Origin of the sequence: Yoonia sp. 2307UL14-13 (assembly GCF_037572755.1) — a bacterium.
GTDB lineage: Bacteria > Pseudomonadota > Alphaproteobacteria > Rhodobacterales > Rhodobacteraceae > Yoonia.
Map to the genome: position 1 here is coordinate 928,026 of NZ_JBBIFZ010000001.1, position 20,893 is coordinate 948,918.

At 60.9% G+C, this 20,893-nt stretch carries 22 protein-coding genes; 10 read left to right on the forward strand and 12 right to left on the reverse strand.

All coding sequences use genetic code 11. The features are described from left to right. Window positions 1-37: 37 nt before the first annotated feature. A complete protein-coding gene (locus V8J85_RS04815) occupies window positions 38-946 on the reverse strand; it encodes an alpha/beta hydrolase family protein (RefSeq protein ID WP_339952544.1) in 909 nt (302 codons plus the stop codon). Window positions 947-974: 28 nt separating this feature from the next. Here V8J85_RS04815 and V8J85_RS04820 point away from each other — a divergent pair, with 28 nt between their 5' ends. Beyond that, a complete protein-coding gene (locus tag V8J85_RS04820) occupies window positions 975-1,526 on the forward strand; it encodes a TetR/AcrR family transcriptional regulator (protein WP_339952545.1) in 552 nt (183 codons plus the stop codon). A 51-nt stretch (window positions 1,527-1,577) separates the two neighbouring features. Here the strand turns inward: V8J85_RS04820 and V8J85_RS04825 are convergent, their stop codons facing one another. The 3 genes from V8J85_RS04825 to V8J85_RS04835 form a co-directional block, all read right to left on the reverse strand. Then, window positions 1,578-1,931 carry a VOC family protein gene (locus V8J85_RS04825; RefSeq protein ID WP_339952546.1) on the reverse strand — a complete coding sequence of 118 codons (354 nt, stop codon included), beginning with the start codon at window positions 1,929-1,931 and terminating at the stop codon, window positions 1,578-1,580. 79 nt (window positions 1,932-2,010) lie between these two features. Then, a complete protein-coding gene (locus V8J85_RS04830) occupies window positions 2,011-2,475 on the reverse strand; it encodes a DNA polymerase III subunit chi (protein WP_339952547.1) in 465 nt (154 codons plus the stop codon). Further along, window positions 2,476-3,942 (reverse strand): leucyl aminopeptidase, encoded by a 1,467-nt coding sequence (locus V8J85_RS04835; protein ID WP_339952548.1) that lies wholly within the window; start codon window positions 3,940-3,942, stop codon window positions 2,476-2,478. 153 nt (window positions 3,943-4,095) lie between these two features. Between V8J85_RS04835 and lptF the strand changes: the two genes are divergently transcribed. The 6 genes from lptF to rsmA are packed head-to-tail and all read left to right on the forward strand — an operon-like array spanning window position 4,096 to window position 11,428. Further along, a complete protein-coding gene (gene lptF / locus V8J85_RS04840; RefSeq protein WP_339952549.1) occupies window positions 4,096-5,208 on the forward strand; it encodes an LPS export ABC transporter permease LptF in 1,113 nt (370 codons plus the stop codon). Continuing rightward, the gene (gene lptG / locus V8J85_RS04845; protein ID WP_339952550.1) at window positions 5,205-6,299 is read left to right on the forward strand and encodes an LPS export ABC transporter permease LptG; all 1,095 of its coding nucleotides are present in this window, start codon (window positions 5,205-5,207) and stop codon (window positions 6,297-6,299) included. Before lptF ends, lptG begins: the two co-directional genes overlap by 4 nt. Next, a complete protein-coding gene (locus tag V8J85_RS04850; protein ID WP_339952551.1) occupies window positions 6,299-8,398 on the forward strand; it encodes an LPS-assembly protein LptD in 2,100 nt (699 codons plus the stop codon). Before lptG ends, V8J85_RS04850 begins: the two co-directional genes overlap by 1 nt. Then, window positions 8,395-9,621 carry a peptidylprolyl isomerase gene (locus V8J85_RS04855; protein WP_339952552.1) on the forward strand — a complete coding sequence of 409 codons (1,227 nt, stop codon included), beginning with the start codon at window positions 8,395-8,397 and terminating at the stop codon, window positions 9,619-9,621. The genes V8J85_RS04850 and V8J85_RS04855 overlap by 4 nt, the downstream gene beginning before the upstream one ends. Window positions 9,622-9,623: 2 nt before the next feature. Then, a complete protein-coding gene (pdxA, locus tag V8J85_RS04860; protein ID WP_339952553.1) occupies window positions 9,624-10,589 on the forward strand; it encodes a 4-hydroxythreonine-4-phosphate dehydrogenase PdxA in 966 nt (321 codons plus the stop codon). Then, window positions 10,586-11,428: a 16S rRNA (adenine(1518)-N(6)/adenine(1519)-N(6))-dimethyltransferase RsmA gene (rsmA, locus tag V8J85_RS04865; RefSeq protein ID WP_339952554.1), complete on the forward strand. Its 843-nt coding sequence runs from the start codon at window positions 10,586-10,588 to the stop codon at window positions 11,426-11,428. Before pdxA ends, rsmA begins: the two co-directional genes overlap by 4 nt. A gap of 40 nt (window positions 11,429-11,468) precedes the next feature. Here rsmA and V8J85_RS04870 read toward each other — a convergent pair whose 3' ends face one another. The 8 genes from V8J85_RS04870 to V8J85_RS04905 all read right to left on the reverse strand — a co-directional run bounded on the left by V8J85_RS04870 (window position 11,469) and on the right by V8J85_RS04905 (window position 17,829). Continuing rightward, window positions 11,469-12,029, reverse strand: a complete 561-nt coding sequence (locus V8J85_RS04870) for a DNA topology modulation protein FlaR (protein WP_339952555.1) — start codon at window positions 12,027-12,029, stop codon at window positions 11,469-11,471. Continuing rightward, window positions 12,026-12,553 (reverse strand): DUF4167 domain-containing protein, encoded by a 528-nt coding sequence (locus V8J85_RS04875; RefSeq protein WP_339952556.1) that lies wholly within the window; start codon window positions 12,551-12,553, stop codon window positions 12,026-12,028. Before V8J85_RS04875 ends, V8J85_RS04870 begins: the two co-directional genes overlap by 4 nt. Before the next feature lie 206 nt (window positions 12,554-12,759). Continuing rightward, the gene (gene prmC, locus V8J85_RS04880; protein WP_339952557.1) at window positions 12,760-13,596 is read right to left on the reverse strand and encodes a peptide chain release factor N(5)-glutamine methyltransferase; all 837 of its coding nucleotides are present in this window, start codon (window positions 13,594-13,596) and stop codon (window positions 12,760-12,762) included. Next, window positions 13,593-14,648 (reverse strand): peptide chain release factor 1, encoded by a 1,056-nt coding sequence (gene prfA, locus V8J85_RS04885; protein WP_339952558.1) that lies wholly within the window; start codon window positions 14,646-14,648, stop codon window positions 13,593-13,595. Before prfA ends, prmC begins: the two co-directional genes overlap by 4 nt. 32 nt (window positions 14,649-14,680) lie before the next feature. Further along, the gene (locus tag V8J85_RS04890; protein ID WP_339952559.1) at window positions 14,681-15,112 is read right to left on the reverse strand and encodes a DUF1499 domain-containing protein; all 432 of its coding nucleotides are present in this window, start codon (window positions 15,110-15,112) and stop codon (window positions 14,681-14,683) included. A 44-nt stretch (window positions 15,113-15,156) separates the two neighbouring features. Further along, window positions 15,157-15,609, reverse strand: a complete 453-nt coding sequence (locus tag V8J85_RS04895) for a DUF1499 domain-containing protein (protein ID WP_339952560.1) — start codon at window positions 15,607-15,609, stop codon at window positions 15,157-15,159. An 88-nt stretch (window positions 15,610-15,697) separates the two neighbouring features. Next, the gene (gene speB / locus V8J85_RS04900) at window positions 15,698-16,666 is read right to left on the reverse strand and encodes an agmatinase (RefSeq protein ID WP_339952561.1); all 969 of its coding nucleotides are present in this window, start codon (window positions 16,664-16,666) and stop codon (window positions 15,698-15,700) included. Further along, on the reverse strand, window positions 16,663-17,829 hold the full coding sequence (locus tag V8J85_RS04905) for a M20 aminoacylase family protein (RefSeq protein WP_339952562.1): 1,167 nt from the start codon (window positions 17,827-17,829) through the stop codon (window positions 16,663-16,665). Before V8J85_RS04905 ends, speB begins: the two co-directional genes overlap by 4 nt. Before the next feature lie 352 nt (window positions 17,830-18,181). Here V8J85_RS04905 and V8J85_RS04910 point away from each other — a divergent pair, with 352 nt between their 5' ends. From V8J85_RS04910 to V8J85_RS04920, 3 genes are all read left to right on the forward strand, one after another. Then, on the forward strand, window positions 18,182-18,736 hold the full coding sequence (locus V8J85_RS04910) for an outer membrane protein (RefSeq protein WP_339952563.1): 555 nt from the start codon (window positions 18,182-18,184) through the stop codon (window positions 18,734-18,736). Window positions 18,737-18,870: 134 nt separating this feature from the next. Beyond that, on the forward strand, window positions 18,871-19,716 hold the full coding sequence (gene mazG / locus V8J85_RS04915) for a nucleoside triphosphate pyrophosphohydrolase (RefSeq protein ID WP_339952564.1): 846 nt from the start codon (window positions 18,871-18,873) through the stop codon (window positions 19,714-19,716). Between the two features lie 94 nt (window positions 19,717-19,810). After that, window positions 19,811-20,848 carry an autotransporter outer membrane beta-barrel domain-containing protein gene (locus V8J85_RS04920; protein WP_339952565.1) on the forward strand — a complete coding sequence of 346 codons (1,038 nt, stop codon included), beginning with the start codon at window positions 19,811-19,813 and terminating at the stop codon, window positions 20,846-20,848. Window positions 20,849-20,893: the final 45 nt, after the last annotated feature.

Genomic DNA, 20,893 nt, shown 5'->3' on the forward strand with positions numbered 1-20,893 from the left:
AAGACTTCGACTCGACGTTCGCGTTCTTTCTGCCACGCTAGGCGATCAAATCGGGCCAGATTGCGGCGTTTCGGGCAGCGAACGGTCCGATATGGCCGATACGCTCCAACCCGTACTTCGACGGGCCCACGACAAGCTGCTGTTTGGGTGCCGTGGGATAGAATGACATCAACCGCCATACAGCGGCTGGAGGCACCATCTGATCATCCTTGATCGCGACGATCTTTGTCGGTGCCTTCACCCCGTCCCAATCCGGCATCGGCAGTTTATGCCCGATATCAGCAGCGAAGAACCCGCGGGACGTACACCACCGCCGCCATTGCCAAAAGACGCCGGCTGGGATGTCCGTGCCCATGCCGACACGCCGCCCGGGCATGTATCCGGCCAGCGCGGTAGCCGGAGGCCCGACCAGATACCAGTAAGCGGCGGCGACAAAACGATACGGGAATGGATGGTCGCTGAGATGGACAGGCCCGCTGGCAACGGTGATCACGCGATCGATCCGGTGCAGGTCTTTCTGAAATGGCAACAGAAAACCACCCAGCGAATGCCCTATGACCCAAAGCGGCGCACCGGGAAACGTCGCGGCCAGGTGATCGCGCGCCGCCTGCTGATCATGCACGCCCCAATCGGACATGTTCGCCCGGCTTTCGCGCATGTGTACGCGGGCCGATGCGCCAAAATCGCGGTAATCGTAGGTGAGGCACGCGATGTTCCGATCTTGCGCCAGCCACCGGGCGAAGTCCGCGTAATAGCGTTGGGGAACGCCGGTTGCCGGGTGCAAAACGGCGACAGCGCGCGGTGTCTCGGCGGTCAGGAACAACCGGGCACGCAACTTGTGGCCGCCCGAGTAGAAATAACGATCCTCGTATCCGATACCCACATGCATGTTCATGATGATCCCCTTCGCGAGTAGACCGGTCGGTCTATATTCGGAATAGACCATTCGGTCTATTCGTGCAATAGGGATGTTCATGACAACGACGCGCGACACATTGGCGATCGAAGCCGGGTATCTTTTCCAGCAAAAGGGCTATCACGGCGTCGGCCTGTCCGAGATCCTGGCGAAGGCAGGCGTTCCCAAGGGCTCACTCTACCACCATTATCCGAACGGCAAGGCCGACCTCGCGCTGGCCGCCGCCGACATCGCCTCGACCGAGGTTCTGCGGATCATCGACGCCTCATTCGACACCGCACCGGATTATCGGCATGGGCTGACGAGCTTTTGCCACAAGCTGGCAAAGTATTTCGACATCCACGAGGGCAAGATCGGTTGCCCGGTCTCGGCCACCCTGCTTGGCGGTCCCGACAACGCCGCTTTCCGCCAAGCGCTGAGCAAGATTTTCGCCGCATGGATCGCACGGTTGACCCACCACGGCATGCGGTTCGGTCAATCGGATGATGAGGCACGGCATCATGCGCAGCGGCTGCTCCTCTCCTTGGAAGGAGCCTGGACGATGGCCTGGGCGGACAACGACTCTGATTTGTTGAGAAGCTTGCCGGGGTTGTTGTTGGGGGAGGAATAGGTTCCACTAACAATAAGAACGACGCTGCCGTTTTGTGGGACCGTGGCGGGACTACGAATGCAGATTGATTATATAGCCGTCCGGGTCCTGGACCGAGAACTCCTCCCATCCCGCACGAGGGTTGTCCCATGGTTCGACCAAGATGTCCGCGCCCAAGTTCTTGGCCCGACGATAGACCGCCGGCAAATCATCAGTCGAGAACCATAGCGCGCAGCCGACGCCCCGGCGCTCGCCTTCTCGCGGCACCATCAAACCGTGCTCTCCTTCACTAATGCAATGAAGCATGACCAGAACATTCGACCCCGAAACAATCTGATCGAAGTCGTCGCGCTCGTGGTCATTGTCGGCTCCCAAGAGTTCGCAATACCAGCGCGCCGATGCCGGAACGTTCTCGACCATCAACATTGGCGTGCTTCGCATTCAAGCCTCCGTTCCCGCCATCTAACAACACCCCGGACACGATAAGAAGCAAGTCCGCTTCGCATCAACCCACCCCGCCTTTCTCAGCCTTCATCACCCAGCGCCCACCCTCCTGCGCCCAGTATTGCGCCGCGCAGCCAGCATCCGTGAGCGTTTTCCACTGACCGCGCGCATGTTGCAGCGCGTCGCCGTCGTGGCCGTCGAATAGAATGCACGTGCGTTCCAGCGTGCCGACCTCTGCCGCGCTCACCTCTGCGCCGCCGACGCTCATCAGGCAGCCGAACCCGTCGCTTGTCGCGTCCCCCAGCAGCACCGGCTGATCCGCGTCGTGCGGACCTCCGGCAACGCCATGCGGCAGGAACGCCTCCTCCGGGCCCAGCCACAGGACGTCATCCAGCCGCTTGGTCAGCGCGGCATCAAGGCTGCGCACCAGTACGCGCCACCCCGCCCCGCGCGCCTTGCCGATCAGCATCGGCAAGGTGGCCTCAAGCGGGCTATCGGTCAGGTGGTAAAAGAATACGGCGCCCAATCAAGCCTCGTACCTGTCGGCGATCAGCCGGTTGAGCGCCATGACACCCCAGCCGGTCGCGCCAGCGGGGGCAAAGGCCGTCTCTTTCTTCACGCTGGCCACACCGGCGATATCGAGATGGCACCAGGGGGTTTCCTCCCGCACAAACCGCTGCAGGAACTGTGCGGCGGTGATCGACCCAGCGGCCCGTCCGCCCACATTCTTCATATCTGCAATCCGAGATTTCAGCAGCGCGTCATAGGCCTTGCCCATCGGCATGCGCCACGCGCCTTCGCCTTCGACATCTGCAGCCTTCAGGAACGCGCCCGCCAGATCGTCTGAATTGGAGAAGACCCCGGCGTTTTCGTGCCCCAACGCTACGACCATCGCCCCGGTCAATGTCGCCAGGTTGATCATCCCCGCCGGTTTGAACCGGTCCTGTGCGTACCACAGCACATCCGCCAGAACCAAACGGCCCTCGGCGTCGGTGTTGATGATTTCGACCGTGTCGCCCTTCATCGAGCGGACGACATCGCCGGGCCGCGTGGCGGTGCCGGATGGCATGTTTTCAACCAAGCCGACCAAACCGACTACGTTGGCCTTCGCCTTGCGCAGGGCGAGGGTGCGCATCACGCCCGCGACGACGCCCGCGCCGCCCATATCCATGGTCATGTCTTCCATGCCGGCCGCCGGTTTCAAACTGATCCCGCCTGTGTCGAACACCACACCCTTACCGACCAGCGCGAAAGGCGCCTCATCCCCGCCGCCGTTCCATGACATCACGACGACTTTCGACGGGCTGGCCGAGCCCTGCCCCACGCTCAGAAGCGTCCGCATCCCCAGCTTTTCAAGGTCGCCCTCTTCCAGGATTTCGACATCGAGCCCCAGTTCCTGCATCGCCGCAAGCCGCGCCGCGAAATCGTCTGTGGTCAGGATGTTGGCCGGTTCGTTCGTCAGATCACGGGTAAAGAAAACACCTTCGGCGATCGCGCCCATGGGACCGGCGGATTTCGCCACCTCTTCGGCTTTCGACACCATGAAGGTCACGGCACCCCGATCGGCGTTGTCGCCGGTTTTATGATCGTCGAATTTGTATGACCGCAAGGCCAGCCCCAACGCGATTTCATCGGCGCGGCGGATCCTGCCCGCCACGACCAGCAAATCCGTATCACCCATGGCCTTGGCCAGCTGCGCACCCGCCTTTCGGGCGGCCGTCATATCGGGGCGCCGGGCCAGTTTGACCACGAGCACGGCATCGGCGGCCAGCCCCATCGGATAGGCCAGCGTTTTTATATCGCCCCCGTCCATCTTGCCGAAAGCGTCGCTTTCGGTCAGGCGGGTCAGCGCCTTGCGCGTCAAGCGATTGACCCGCCGGGCCCCTGCATCCAGCTTACCATCCGCACCGATAAAAACCGCGATCTTGCCCTTCGCCGCTGCAATGGCATCCAGATCGACATCCTTGAAGTGAATCTCGGGTGGTATGGTCATGCTGGCTCCTTTTGGTTGCGTGTCCGCCATAGGTAGCCTGCCCCCCTCGCAAAGGCCAGATAGCTGTTCAATCCCCGCGGCGAATGGGCTAGTTTGCCGAAAATCAGGCAGGCAAGCGGCAAGGAACGCGCATTGGGACGATTTGACAGATACATGCTGTCGCAGTTGATGATGCTGTTCGGGTTCTTCAGCCTTGTCCTTGTGCTGATCTATTGGATCAACAGGGCCGTGATCCTGTTCGATCAACTGATCGCGGATGGACAATCCGCCTTTGTTTTCCTGGAATTCACGGCGCTTACCCTACCCACCGTGATCCGGTTGGCCCTGCCGCTGGCGGCTTTTGCAGCGGCGATTTATGTCACGAACCGCATGACGACGGAATCCGAATTGGTCGTCGTGCAGGCGACGGGATATTCGGCATATCGTCTTGCGCGCCCAGTCTTTTATTTCGGGTTGATCGTCTTTGTGATCATGTCGATCCTGATGCACCTTCTGGTGCCGGCCAGTTCGGCGCGGCTGGACCAGCGCGAACGTGATATCGCGCAGAACGTCACCGCACGGCTGCTGACGCCCGGCCAGTTCATGGAGCCGGTCGCGAACGTCACCTTCTACGTGCGTGAGGTCACGCCGGCCGGCGAGCTTTTGGACATCTTCCTGTCGGACACGCGCAACCCGGACGAACAAATCACCTATACGGCCGCGCAGGCCTATCTGGTGCGTGACTCGGGCGAAACGCAGTTGGTCATGATCGACGGGATGGCGCAGACACTCCTGACCGAGGATCAACGGCTGTTCACCACATCTTTCGATGATTTCGTCTACAACATCGGCACGCTGGTCAACCGGACGCAGCGCAGCGGGCGCAGGGCATCGCATGTGCCGACGTGGGAATTGCTGAACCCGACAGCCACATTGCAAGAGGAAACCGGCGACTCCGCGTCAAAGCTATTGTCCCGTGCGCATGACCGTTTCGCTCAGTCCATTCTGGGCGTCGTCGCGGCGCTTTTGGGTTTTGCATCGCTTCTTGTCGGCGGGTTCAGCCGGTTCGGCGTGTGGCGACAAATCGTCGTCGCGATTTTTCTGATCATCATCGTCAAAGGCATCGAAACCGGCGCGCTGAACCTCGCGCGCAACGACCCGCGGCTTTGGTTCGCCGTCTACATTCCCGGCCTGGTCGGGTTCGTCATGGTTTGGTGCCTGCTTTTCGCCGCGGCTCGGCCCTATCTATTCAAACGGCACCCGGATGCAGGGGCAGCCCCAACATGATACTGCATCGATACTTTGCACGTCGATTTCTGACCACGTTTATGGGTATTCTCGCGATCTTCTTTCTGATCCTGTTATTCGTCGATTTCGTTGAACAACTTCGACGCTATACGCGCGAAAACGCAGGTTTCCTGGACGTGTTCGTCCTGACCTTGTTCAATGTCCCACAGGGGCTGTATCGGATCATGCCGCTGATCATGATCCTTTCGTCAATCGCATTGTTCCTCAGCCTGGCCCGATCGTCAGAGATGGTCGTGACCCGCGCAGCAGGGCGTTCTGCCCTGCGCGCCCTTCTTGCGCCGTTGGCGGTGGCCCTGTTCATCGGCCTGATCTGCGTGGCGATCCTCAACCCCATCGTCGCGGGGACCTCCAAACAGTTCGAGGCCCGCAGCAACGCACTGAAAGGGGAAAGCTCGGTCCTGACGATCGGGTCGTCCGGTCTTTGGCTGCGGCAGGGGGATGCCGACGGACAAACCGTCATCCGCGCCGAAAGCGCCAATCTGGACGGTACGGCGCTGAACAACGTGACCTTCATCACCTTCGCGCCCGGCGGCGGCCCCGCACAACGGGTGGATGCGGGTCGGGCCTTCCTCGTGTCGGATGGCTGGACGTTGCAGGATGCAAAGATATGGGACCTCCAAGGCGCGCAAACGCCCGAGGCCGCCGCAACGCAACAAGAGGTTCTGCAAATCGCGTCCAATCTGACGGCAGATCAAATCCGCAACAGTTTCGGCACGCCATCATCGATCCCGATCTGGGAGCTGCCGACCTTCATCGACCGGCTGCGCACGGCCGGATTTTCCGCGCAGCGTCACCTTGTCTGGTTCCACGGAGAACTCGCCCTGCCCGCCTTTCTGATGTCCATGGTCATGATCGGTGCCAGCTTCACCTTGCGGCATCAACGCGGTGGGCGGACGGGGTTGATGGTGATGTTCGCGATCCTCCTGGCCTTCGTCATCTATTTCATCCGCAATCTGGCGCAGGTCCTGGGTGAAAACGGGCAGCTTCCGGCGATCCTCGCGGCGTGGGCCCCGCCGTTGGCGGCCATGGGGATATCGCTTGGCTTTCTGCTGCATAACGAGGACGGCTGATGCGGCATGTTCTTCTGCTGCTCTGTCTGTTCTGGCCAACCCTCGGGCTTACGCAAGGGGCCGCCACACTTGTCGCCGATAGAGTCACGCTGAATGATCAGGATCAGCTGATCGCAAGCGGCAATATCGAGGTGCTTTACGAAGGCACGACATTGCGGGCCACCCAGATCATCTATGATCAGCCCAGCGACCGGCTGATCATAAACGGCCCGATCGTCATTCAGACACCAGACGGCACGATCCTGACCGCCGACCGCGCCAATATCGACGCACAACTAGAAAATGGGATGCTGCAAGGCGCGCGGCTGGTGCTGGATCAGCAACTGCAACTGGCGGCGAACCAGATCGACAGGCAGGACGGTCGTTATTCCCAGCTTTACAAAACCGCAGCGACATCCTGCAATGTCTGCGCCGGACGCGCCCCGCTCTGGAGCATCCGGGCCGAACGTGTCGTTCACGACGAACTGGAACGGCAGCTCTATTTCGACAGCGCCACATTTCTGATCCGCGATGTGCCGGTCTTCTGGGTCCCGCGCATGCGATTGCCTGATCCCACGCTGGAACGCGCGACGGGTCTGTTGATTCCGCAACAGCGCAACACGACGCAACTGGGTTTCGGCATCAAATTTCCCTATTTCATCACATTGGGCGATCACAGGGACCTGACGCTGACGCCTTATCTCGCTCCTGAAACGCGCACGCTTGAACTGATCTATCGACAGGCTTTCGCAAATGGCGACCTGCGCATCGACGGAGCCTACAGCAATGACAGCCTTGTCGACGAAAATCGGTCATACCTTTTCGCGGAAGGACGGTTCCGCCTGAATGACGCATACATCCTCGACTTCGATATCGAAGCGACCAGCGACAAGGCGTATCTGCTGGATTATGGCTATTCCGACAAAGACAGGCTCGACAGCGCGATCAGCCTGACCGAGGTCACCGCCGACACGCTCACACAGGCGCAACTTACCTACTATCAGACCCTGCGCGATGACGAGGTCAACTCATCGCTCCTACCGATCGTGGCCGATGTCAGCTATGAAATCCGACGGCGGCCGCGCTTTGGCGGTATGCTGAACATGTCCGCGTCTCTTGATACCGCCTACCGCTATAGCGATACGAACGGCGATGCGGGGCGGGACGTCACCCGGCTTGGCGTCGCCGCGCGGTGGCGCGACGATCTGACCTTCGACAGCGGTATTCTGGCCGAGATCGAAACGGGCCTGCGCGCCGATGCCTATGACATTCAGGATGACGGCCGTTTCGCACGCAGCGAAACCCGTGTCGTGCCGCATGCAGCCGTCGCATTGCGATGGCCCCTGTCGATGACCACTGGCGGCGGCACGTCTCATCTGATTGAACCTGCCCTGCATGTCGCCACATCGCGGGCCATCGGTGATACGCCACCCAACGAAGACAGCACGCGCAACGAATTCGACCAGGGCAACCTTTTCGATGTTTCGCGCTTTTCCGGCGATGATGCGGTCGAGACAGGCAATCGCATCGCCGTCGGCGGGAGCTGGACCCGGCTTGGTGCGCGCGGGATCACATCGACCCTGACATTCGGGCGGGTCTATCGCGACACTGTGCTGGACGATTTCACCCCGTCCTCGGGCCTTGACACCGACCAGTCCGATTGGCTGCTGGCCGGACAATTACGCATCCCCACCGGTTTCGTCTTCGACGCCCGCGCCTTGTTCGACGATGAAGGCGAGGTGACACGCGGTGCGGGTCTGATCGTCTGGCAGAACAACGATGTGTCCCTCTCCGCCGCCTATATCTGGGAACTGAAAGACCCGTTGGAAAACCGGCTGGACACCCTTTCGGAATGGACCGTGGACGGCCGGTTCAAACTGAACGACCAGTGGTCGGCCAACTTCGATGCGCGCTACAACGTGGCCGAGGACCGGCCCGTACGCGGTGGGGTGGGCCTGACCTGGCAGAACGAATGCGTGACCATCGACGTTTCCGCCTCGCGCCGCTACACATCTTCCGATACGGTCGATCCGACAACAACATACGGGCTCAGCGGGTCGCTTAGCGGCTTTTCCGCAGGACGCTCGGGCGGCGGAAAAGCAACCGCTTGCCGACAATGACGCAAAACAAGAGGAACCGCATGCGCGCACGTCTCTCCATCGTCACGCTCATCGCCATGATGCTGGCTTTCGCCACCGCCACGATCGGCAGCGCACAGGGCCAGTTCAGCCCAGCGATTACCGTCAACGACAGTGTGATCACCCGCTTCGAGCTCGACCAGCGCAAGCGCCTGCTCGAGGTGTTCCGCACGCCCGGGGATTTGGATGAACAGGCACGCGAAGGACTGATCGAGGACAGGCTCAGACAACAGGAACTGACCCGTGCCGGCGTCACATTGTCCGATGAGGCCTTGCAAAACGCCATGGAAGAATTCGCCGGTCGCGCCAATCTGAACCTTGAACAATTCACACGGGTCCTGCAGCAAAACGGGATCGATCAGGCCACCCTTCGCGACTTCGTGAAGGTCGGCGTCAGCTGGCGTGACTATGTGCGCGCCCGTTTCGGGCGGCAGGTGACGATCACCGATGCGGATATCGAACGCGCGATCGCACAACGTGGGGGGCGCAGCACGGCGATCCAGGTGCTCTTGTCCGAGATCATCATCCCCGCCCCGCCTGATCGCGCGCGTCAGGCGCAGGCCGCGGCCGAGCGTATCTCAAATTTCCGTTCTTTCGGCGCATTCGAATCCGCTGCGCGCGAAGTATCCGCCCTGCCGTCCCGTGACCAAGGCGGACGGTTGGGATGGCTGCCGATTACCAACTATCCACCGCAAATCCGTGCAATCCTGCTTGATCTGAAACCCGGCGAAGTCACCGATCCCCTGCCTATCACCAATGGCATCGCATTGTTCCAGATGCGCGGCGTGCGCGAGGTCGCACAGTCCGTCGCGGCCCCCAGCAGCATCGACTATGCCGCCTATTATATCACTGGCGATCAAGGTACCGCCGGGCAAGTCGCGGCCCGCGTCGACACCTGCGACGATCTTTACGGCATCGCCCGCAACCAGCCACCCGAAGTGCTGGACAGGCAAGACGTGGCGCCAGCTGAAATTCCGCGCGATGTGGCGCTGGAACTGGCCCGGCTGGACCCGGGCGAGATCTCGACCAACCTCGTCCGGAACAACGGCCAGACCACCATGTTGTTGATGCTGTGCAGCCGTACCGCTGCCGGTCAGGAAGAGGCTGACCCCGATGCGGTGCGCAACCAGATCCGCAGCCAACGGCTTGCCGCTTTCGCCGACGCGCTCTTGTCCGATCTGCGCGCCTCTGCGGTGATCAGGTAGCGATGAAACCCATCGCCATCAGCTGCGGCGAACCGGCGGGGATCGGCCCCGAAATCGCCGCGGCGGCCTGGGCAGCGACACGCGATGATATCCCGACCCTCTGGATCGGCGATCCGCGACATTTGCCTGACGGCACCACCTTTCAACCTATCTCGGACGTGGCCGATGCCAGCAAGATCTGCCCGCACGCGATGCCCGTCATCGTACGAGATTTCGGCGGCCCTGCGACACCCGGAATTGCGCAGGCAGCGCATGCGCAGGGCGTCATCGACGCGATCGCGACAGGTGTAAAACTGACTACACGCGGCGAGGCGAGCGCCCTTTGCACCGCCCCCATCAACAAGGCTGCGCTGCACGATGGTGCGCATTTCGTCTATCCCGGCCATACCGAATACCTCGCCGCATTGGCGGGGGTGGAACGGGTCGTGATGATGCTGGCCTGCAACGCCTTGCGAGTGGTGCCGACGACGATCCACATCCCCCTTGCAGAGGTGCCGCAACATCTGACGACCGACCTGCTCTCGGACACGATCCGGATCACGCATGATGCCTTGCAAAAAGACTTTGGCATCGTGGCCCCGCGGATCGCAGTCGCCGGCCTGAACCCACATGCCGGCGAGTTGGGCAAGATGGGCCGGGAAGAGATCGACATGATCATACCCACGCTGACGAACCTGCGCACCGAAGGTTTCGACATCGTCGGCCCTTTGCCCGCCGACACGATGTTCCACGACGGTGCCCGTGCGCGTTACGACGTGGCGATCTGCATGTATCACGATCAGGCCCTTGTCCCGATCAAGACCCTGGATTTCGCCGGTGGGGTCAACGTCACGCTGGGGCTGCCGTTCATCCGTACCTCGCCGGATCACGGCACGGCCTTCGATATCGCCGGTCAGGGCATCGCCGATGCCACATCCATGATAAATGCGCTGCGCATGGCGGCGGATATGGCCCGCGCGCGCGGATGAGCGGGATCGACGACCTGCCGCCCCTGCGCGATGTAATCGCGCAGCACAGGCTTGCCGCAAAGAAGTCACTGGGGCAGAACTTTCTCCTCGACCTCAACCTCACCGCCAAGATCGCGCGGATGGCGGGCGATCTGACGCAGTCGGATGTTCTGGAGATTGGCCCCGGACCCGGCGGGTTGACCCGAGGCCTCTTGGCCGAAGGCGCACGCAAGGTCCTCGCCATCGAAAAAGACCCACGCTGCATGCCCGCATTGGTCGAAATCGGCGCGGCCTATCCTAGACGGCTCGAGGCGATCCAGGGCGATGCGCTGGACGTCGATCCGCGCGCCCATCTGCAAAGCCCGATCAAGGTCGCGGCCAACCTGCCTTACAATGTGGGTACCGAATTGCTTGTTCGCTGGCTGACCCCACCCACATGGCCGCCCTTCTGGGACAGCTTGACGCTTATGTTTCAACGCGAAGTCGCACAGCGGATCGTCGCCACGCCCGGCAGCAAGGCCTATGGACGGCTCGCCCTACTCGCGCAATGGCGCACCGATGCGCGGATCGTCATGGAATTGCCGCCCGAGGCGTTCAGCCCCCCGCCCAAGGTGAACTCTGCCGTCGTGCATCTGACCGCCCTGCCCGCCCCGCGTTATCCTGCGGATGCGGATATCCTGAACCGGGTTGTCGCGGCGGCCTTTAACCAACGACGGAAAATGCTGCGGTCAGCTTTGAAGTCGGTTAGTCCCGATATCGAAGGTCATTTGCAGACCGTGGGTATCGCGCCGACCGAACGCGCGGAACAAGTCGGGCTGGAGGCATTCTGTGCGCTCGCAAGATCGCTGGCCCGGACGTGATCCCGGACCTCGGATCGGATGTCGCGGGCGGGTTTCGAGCTCATCCGTCTCCGGCCTGACCCGCAACCTCTCGCGCGGACCGCAACCAAAGGTCAACCTCTGCAACGGATTGTAACCTGACGACCGGCACCTCCGTGCCGTGCAAGGCCCGCGTGATCGCCGCCCGAAAGCCTTTGCCACCCGTAAAGGCCCGCCATGCGAACCGCCATTGCCGCGGCCCCGGCCAATCGCGATTGCCCGGCGGATGCTCGGGCCGCGTGCGACCGGCATACCGTATGCTGCGCCAAACAACCCTGCGAAATCGCAGGAAAGCGGGCAAATCCAGCCAGACGACCAATTCGGCCCTTGCCAGGACGGGCATTGAAAGAATCGATGGGCCGCCTTCCAGCACCCAGCGTTTCGCGTTGATCAGGCGGGCTATATCAACCTGAATCGTATCATAGGGCCGCTGCTGCCATCCGGTCGTCAAAGCCAGGGCATCTTTGGAGATCACCGGCAAACCAAGTCGCTGGGCGAGCCACGTCTTCCCGGCGCCATTTGCACCCACAACAACAATCCGCGAAAAAGAAAGCCCCCCGAAATCGGAGGGCTGATCTTTCACTCTGCCGCCTCTGGGGCTGTATCGCCGCCGCCATCCGGCTCGGGACGTGGCTTGCGTTGCCGCGGTTTACGCGGCGGACGCTTGGGTTTTTCTTCCGGTGTCTCGACCAGCCCGGTATCCCCCTCGTCCGCAGAACCACCGAGGTCAGGTTGGTCCATCGCCCCGGGATCATTCGACGCCGCTTCCTGCGCCTTCAGCCGCTCTTGCCGTTCGCGATCGCGTTCGGCCTGGCGTTGACGGTTCTGCTCTTCCTGCTCTTCGCGGCGGGCCTCGACCTCGCGCTGCGCCTCGGCCAGCATGCGGGTGTAGTGCTCGCCATGCTGGGCATAGTTTTCCGCATCCACACGGTCACCGGCCAGCACGGCATCGCGGTGCAGCTGATTGTACTTGTCGATGATCTGTTGCGGCGTACCGCGGACCTTCCCGTCGGGACCCGAGCTGTCAAATACCCGGTTGATGATGTTCCCGCCCGAGGGTCGGTTATTGCGGTTCTTGTTCCGCGACCGTGACTTCGATGATCTCATAAATGTGCTTTCAAGCCCTTGGCTGTCGTTTCGCTGACCTTCGCACCTGATGTGCGCATTCGATATGGCCTTGCGATGTATTGGCGACTGATCGGGGTGAGGCCAAAAGGCGATCAAACCAACCGATGCATGTGATTAAACATGTGAATGCGCGCAAAACAAGCCCAAATTACGCATTCTCGCGGTTTTCGCCAGCTTTCGCGCGATCAAAGCGGCTTTCGGCCCAAAACAACGCGATCGCGACCGTCAAGGTCCTGTCGCACCTCGATACCTGTCAAACCCGCAGCTTGCATCATATTCGACACGGCAATGGCCTGCGTCGGCCCGATCTCGACGATCAAGCGGCCACCCGGGTTCAGATGATCCGGCGCACCCGCGGTGATCTTGCGATAGGCGGTCAGGCCGTCCGCTTCGTCCGTGAGGGCGATGCGGGGTTCATAAAGACGCACCTCTGGCTGAAGGTCCTCCATTTCATCTGCCGCGATGTAGGGTGGGTTTGAGACGATGAGGTCATATTGCCCACCAATCGACCCATACCAATCCGACACTTCAAAATGCACGCGCGTATCAACCTCATGTGCAGTGGCATTCCGTATCGCCACGCACAGCGCGGGCTCTGAGATATCGCTGCCCACGCCAATAGCCACCGGTCGTTCTGCCAAGAGCGACGCAAGGATCGCCCCGGACCCAGTTCCCAAATCAAGCACATCTAGAAAAGTCTCTGACAACGCCTCTTGCACCAGGATTTCCGTCTCCGGACGCGGGTCCAGCACATCTTCGGTCACGACAAACCAGCGGCCAAAGAACTCCCGTCCACCCACCAGATGCGAAACCGGCGTCCCCTCTGCGCGCGCATAGACCGACGCAAAGAACGCGGCCTCTTGGATGTCGTCCAAAGCATCCTGGCTATGTAGCGTCACCCGATCCGGCCCCACGTCCAACGTCGCCGCCATCAGACGCCGCGCATCATGCGGCGCTCCAGCAATGCCAACCTCGGCCAAAACTAGGTTCGCCTGCCGCAACGCGTCCTGAACGGTGGTCACCCCCCCATCTCCGCCAGCAATGTGGCCTGCGCATCGGCCTGCAGCGCGCTGATCACCTCATCCAGATCGCCCTGCATCACCTGCCCCAGAGAATAAAGCGTCAGGTTGATCCTGTGGTCGGTCATCCGCCCCTGCGGAAAATTATAGGTCCGGATCCGCTCTGACCGGTCCCCCGACCCCACCTGCGCCTTGCGGTCGGCGGAACGTTCATCCGCGGCCTTCTGCCGTTCCAGATCAAACAGCCGGGTCTTGAGCACCTGCATCGCAATCTCGCGGTTGCGGTGCTGCGACTTTTCGGAGCTGACCACGATGATACCCGTCGGTTCATGCAGAATACGCACCGCCGAATCCGTCGTGTTCACGTGCTGTCCGCCTGACCCGGAGGCCCGCATGGTATCGATGCGGATATCGGCCGGGTTGATGTCGATGTCCACATCCGCCGCCTCGGGCAGAACGGCCACCGTCGCGGCTGAGGTATGGATGCGCCCGCCACTTTCCGTCTCGGGGACGCGCTGCACGCGGTGCACACCGCTTTCGAACTTCATCTTGGCAAAGACGCCATCCCCCGCGATCCGCGCGACCACCTCTTTAATGCCGCCCAACTCGGTCTGGCTTTCCTCCAAAATCTCGAATTTCCAGCCCTGCCCCTCGGCATAGCGTTGGTACATCCGCAAAAGATCACCGGCGAAAAGCGATGCCTCATCACCGCCGGTCCCCGGCCTGATCTCGATCAGCGCAGGGCGGCCATCGGCGGCATCCTTGGGCAGCAGCGCAAGCTGGACGTCGTGTTCGGACGCGGCCAACTGCGCCTTCAACTCGGGCAATTCCGCCTCGGCCAGTTCCTTCATCTCGGGGTCGGTCAGCATTTCCTCGGCCTGTGCGATCTGGCTGACAAGATCCTTGTAGGCGGTCACCGTTTCGACCACCGGGCGGAGTTCCGCATATTCCTTGCCCAACGCCGCGATATCCGCACCGGTGCTTCCCTCCGCCATCTTCGCTTCCAAAAACTGGAAACGGTCGATGAGCTGTTCGATCTTGTCTGCTGCAATCATGACGTTCCGCTTGGCCGATCAGGATAGCCTGGTCAAGAGGCTTCGATCATGCCATCCAACTGCGCCAGCCACGCCTGAACCCGGGCCTGATTGACGCCCAAATCGGAACGGCCAAAACGCAAACGCCCATAAATGCTGAGTGTATCCTCGTATATGGAGGCGGTCGTGTAGTCAGGAAAACCCATGATCCGCGACCGCGTGATGAATGTGATCAAACCGCTTTCAACTGATCCGGCCAAAATGTCTGTGCGCGGGGTGGCCAGCGCGATACTCCGCAATCTGGACAATACATCATCTGCTGGGGCCGCAATCCGGCGCTCCACCCGAAAACCGCCCTCTTCGGGATAATCGCCAGGACCTGTCAACATGCTCGGTTGATGCCAAGTATCCGCCTTGTTTGGCGCCAGCCTGATATACGCCATCAAGACAATGAACACGACAGCAAAGATCGCCAGAATACGCATCAGGTGAAGCCTCTCGAGTATCGGGACAGGCCCGGTCTGCCCGATCAGGCCTTGATGATCAACAGCCCGAGTTCGTCCAGCCAACGCCCGATCCGGCTGGCATTCGTACCATGGTCCGATCGGCCAAAACGCGGACGTCCGTCGATCATCAGGATCGGCGCATCGTCACCGTCGGGCGTCACGATCTGCACCGTCGTATAATCGGGCAAGCCCATCCAGGGTGATCGTGTCTGATAGGTCATGATCTGCTCCGCGATGCCTCCCGCGATCAGATCGGTGCGCGGCGTCCTGCGGATCACATCGTCCAGCACATGCAGCAGGCGGTCCGGTGTCGTCGTGATCTTGCGGACGACCAGAACACCGCCGTCGTGGGGATAGTCACCCGGCATTTCCACCTGCGGCGGACGATGCACGCTGGCGATATGCGCCGGCGCGAACCGCACGAAAAGCAGCCCGGCCACAACAAAACCAGCACACAAAACCAGTAACCAACGCATGTCGCCCACACCCAAATTCAGCCCTGTGAGAGCCATACAGCGATCGGCGGATTTCCGCCAGTCCCGATTATCGCAAACGTCGGGTCACTCAACCATTGCGTTTGTTCCAGAGGGCGAGGCAGCAAAGCTCCATCGCCACATGCGCGCCCGCAATCGCCGTCGCCCCGGTAGTATCGTAGGGTGGCGACACCTCGACCACATCACCGCCGACCATGTTGATCCCGGCCAGATCACGCAGCATCGCAGCCGCTTGCCATGATGCCAGCCCACCCCAGACCGGCGTGCCCGTTCCGGGGGCAAAGGCCGGATCGAGCGCGTCGATATCAAAGGTCACATAGGCCGGATGGTCCCCCACCCGATCCTTGATCCGGCCCACGACCCAATCGGTCCCTTTCTCGTGACAGGTGCGCGCATCAATGTAGGGCATCCCCACATAATCGTCGCATTCGGTCCGAATGCCGATCTGGATGGACCGCGTTACATCCACGACCCCCAGCTTGACCGCCTTGTACATCATCGTGCCGTGATCGATCCGGTCCATATCCTGATCGGGCCATAGATCGGAATGGGCGTCGAATTGGATGACGGACATCGGGCCATATGTGTCGGCATGGGCCCGCAAGATCGGCAGCGTGATGAAATGATCACCGCCCAAAGTGATCGCCCCGCAACCTTGCGCCAGGATGCCAGCGATATGGGCCTGCAACTGCCCGGGTACAGCCCGGACATCGGCGTAGTCGAACGGCATGTCACCATAATCGGCGATGGCGCATTCGCCCAGCGGGTCGAACCCATCCCACCCATAAGGCGGATCGAATGTCTGAAGGGTAGAGGCTTCGCGAATGGCGCGGGGCCCGAACCGCGTGCCGGGCCTGTGGGTCACCGCCTGATCGAAGGGGACGCCGGTGACGGCAAGGTCGAACCCACCCAAATCCTTGGTATAGGTCCGCCGCATGAACGATGTCGCCCCGCCAAAGGCATTCTCGTATGACAGGCCCCGCTTTTCCGTCCGCGTGAACGCGGTATCGACCACATCACGGGCCTTATCCAGCGTCATGCCGCACGCTCCGCCGGCAACGCCCGCTCGACCAGCCGCGCGAAAAACGACGCACCCACAGCGGCGATCTCATCATTGAAATCATAACCCGGATGATGCAGCCCTGCGCTGTCACCATTGCCGACAAACAGGTAGGCGCCCGGACGCTCTTGCAGCATATAGGCAAAATCCTCGGCCCCCATCTCGGGGCCTGCATCGTCGACGACATCAGCCGCGATCTCGCGCGCGACGTCAGCGGCAAAGGCCGTGCGCCCGGTATCGTTGACCGTCGCGGGATAGCCCACCTGATAATCCAGATCGCCGGTCACGCGATAGGCTTTTGCGTGCCCCTCGACGATCTCCTCCAGCCGTGCCATGACCATGCCCTGTACCTCTGATTTGAAGGTGCGGACGGTCCCGTTGATGTAGGCCGTCGCGGGAATGATGTTATCAGCCGATCCGGTATGAATCTGCGTGACCGAGATGACCAGTTCATCCTGTGCATAATGATTGCGGCTCACGATAGTTTGGATCGCATTGACGATGCCGGCCGCTGCAACGATCGGATCGGCGGTCTCATGCGGCATCGCACCGTGACCGCCGATACCGGTGATCCGGATATCGAACGTGTCAACCGCGGCCATGATCGGCCCCGGTGCCGTATGAAACGACCCAGCGGGACGACCGGGCGCGTTATGCAGGGCATAGATTTCCTTTATGTCGAACCGATCCATAACGCCGTCGCGCACCATCACGTCGGCCCCACCACCACCTTCCTCTGCAGGCTGAAAGATCAGCGCGACACGACCCGCAAAGTTCCGCGTCTCGGCCAGATAACGGGCCGCGCCCAGCAGCATCGTCGTATGACCGTCATGACCACAGGCATGCATTTTCCCGGGAATTGTCGAGGCATGATCGAGGCCGGTAATCTCGTCCATCGGCAGCGCGTCCATATCCGCACGCAGACCAATCGTCGGGCCCTCACCCTGCCCTTTGATAATGGCGACAATGCCAGAGGTGGCGATCCCCTCGTGGATTTCATCGACCCCAAACGCCCGTAATCTGTCGACAACGAACGCGGCCGTCTCATGGCAATCGAACTGCAATTCTGGATGGGCATGCAGATGACGACGCCACGCCGTCATGTCGTCCGAGAAATCAGCGATGCGGTTGATGATGGGCATCCGAGGGTCCTGTCCGGTTCAGAAATTATCATCGAAATCATGACCTTTGGCTGCCCTGACGGCAACCACGAAATGTCAGCAAACATTCCGTCTGCTATGACATACCGCGATCACGGCGTCGGTGCGGATGCATGGGGTTAAGGGCGTCTTTACACCTCTAACTCGGCAACGGTCAGGCCGAGTGCAACCGATCCTCCTCTGGCATTCTGCGGTGCAGCATTGCAGAAATGCAACGCTTTCAAAGACAACAATAAATTTCCGATCGACGGTCATGGACTCGCCACAATCACCGGGTGAATAGCACCGCATGAGCGCGTTTCCGCTCAACGACTCGAAAATAGGACTTATGAATATGACAACTTTGAAAAGCGTTGCACTTGCCACGACTTTCCTGCTGCCAACAGCAGCACTGGCCGACTGGACCGGCGGTTACTCCGGCCTTTCGTTCGGCCCCAACCTCACGAATGAATTCACGCTGGACAACGGGACAGACAGCGAAACATTCGAAGCGGAAGACAGCAACACAATCGGTTTCTTCGGTGGCTTCCTGGCGCAAAGCAACCAGATCGTCTACGGCGGTGAAATCGCTTTCTCGACAGCGACTGACGTCGAATTTGTCATCGACGGTGACAGTGTTTCCGGCGACATTGACCTGTTCGACCTGAAAGGTCGCGTTGGCTTCGATGCCGGTGAATTCCTGCCTTACGCTGTTGCGGGCATCTCGCGCGTTGATGACGACGCAACTGGCTTCAACTTCGGTGTTGGCGTTGACTATGCGATCAACCCCAGCTTCCTGGTCGGCGCTGAGTATCTGGCCCGCCGGACAACGTTCGACGACGACATCGACGGTATCGAAACGGATTTCGACATCGACACTTTCTCGATCCGCGGTTCTTTCAAGTTCTAAGCCGACTTGAAATCACCACGACAAAGCCGCGCCACAAACGGGCGCGGTTTTTTTGTGAAATGCAACAACGACCTGCACACCGCCCCTTGGCCCCCCGCCACCCTTTCGCTAGCGTCGCGGCAAAGGGGGACCGCATGACCGACGATCCACGCATCCACGACCCGCAGGGCGGTATGCCCCGCCTCCTGGAAATCATGCGCCGCCTGCGCGACCCCGACACCGGTTGCCCCTGGGACATCGAACAGGATTTCGACAGCATCGCCCCCTACACGATCGAAGAGGCCTATGAAGTGGCCGATGCGATCGCTCGCCAGGATTGGGCTGAATTGGAGGGTGAACTGGGCGATCTCCTCCTCCAAACCGTCTATCATGCCCAAATGGGGCAAGAGGCGGGGCATTTCACCTTCGACAGCATCGTCAAAAACATCGCCGACAAGATGGTCGCACGGCACCCGCATGTCTTCGGAAACGAATCCCGCGACAAGTCCGCCGAACAGCAGGTCGCCGATTGGGAAAAGATCAAGGCGGCGGAACGGGCGGGCAAGGCGCAGAAACGCACGCTGGACGGCGTGGCCATCGGTCTTCCGGCCCTGACCCGTGCCGTCAAACTGCAAAAACGGGCCGCGCGGGTCGGCTTTGACTGGCCCGATACGACCCATGTCATCGACAAGATCGTCGAAGAGGCCGGCGAACTGGTCGAAGCACGCGACACACTCGGCCCAGCGGAACGCAACGAGGAATTCGGCGATCTTCTGTTCGTCATGGCCAACCTCGCCCGGCATCTCAAGATCGACCCAGAAGAGGCATTGCGCGCCGCCAACGGCAAATTCACCCGCCGGTTCGAACAGATCGAAGATGCGCTTGCCGCCCGCGGCAAAACCCCAACCGACAGCGATCTGGCCGAGATGGACGCGCTTTGGGATCAGATCAAAGTGGCAGAAAAGAAACGGGCACGGAACGTTTCCCACGACGCGACCTGACAACCGCCCGGCTTTGGCTTACCCTTGCGTCAGATCGGTGTGGACTCACATCGACCGACGATCCGTTTTCCGATATTTTCGAAAGGCTTCCATTATGAGATTTCTGTTGAATTTCAGCATTTTCACCAGCCTGACTCTGGCTGGCCTGTCATTTTTTCCCGCGATCGCGGTTGCACAATGTGCGCCGGATGAACAGGACCCCGTGATCATCATCGACGATGGCGATGGCGACACCGGTATCGCAAGCGCAGCCCTGGCGCGCCCCGCAGCATCATCGGTTTGTCTGCAAAGCGGACGCGCCGCGGCCATTCTGGGCGATCAACCCGACCTTCTGACGCGGCGCGACATGCGCAATGTCGGTGACCTCGCCACACAGGGCGGCACCGATGACGGCGGTTTTGGCGGTCCGATCTGGGCCAACATCTCGGGACGTCGCGCCGAACTGAACGACAACACGCTCGACACCGCGACCGTCAGCATCGGCGGCGATGTCTGGAGCAACGACAGCACCATCATCGGTATCATGTTGCAGGGTGACACGGCCGAACAGGACGGTGTGACCACCAACAGTTTCGAAGCGACCGGTTACATGGCCGGTATCTATGGGATCTATCAGGTCACGGACTTCACCTTCGATGGTCGGATCATGGCCGGCCAATCCGAAAATGATGTCATCGACGGGGGCGACCGGACTGACGGTGTGGAAAGCACGCGCTGGCTGGCGACGCTCCAGATTTCCAGCCAACGGGAACTTGCGGGCGGCACGTGGTTCCTGCCCCGCGTGTCACTTGGCTGGCTCGAAGATACGATGGATGCCTACACGATCGGCACCGATGATATCGAAGAACAGATCGTGTCATACGGTCAGGCCGATATCGGGGCGAACGTCCTTGTTCCGGTGAATTTCGGCGGTACAGATGGAAACGTTATCCTTGGGGCCAGCGGCATCTTTGCCTTCGGTGAAGACGCCGACAGTCAGGTGCCACCCGATCTGCGCGGCCGCGTCGATCTTGGGCTAGAGCTTTTCGGCAGTGAAACATGGTCTGTGTCGGGCAAGGTCTTTGCCGACGGGTTCGGCGACGAAGATTATGTCAGCGCCGGTGCCGATCTTGGGGTCATGATCTGGTTCTGATCGGCCCGACGGGAAAAATCGGGGCGGCATGGCAATTTGCCGCCT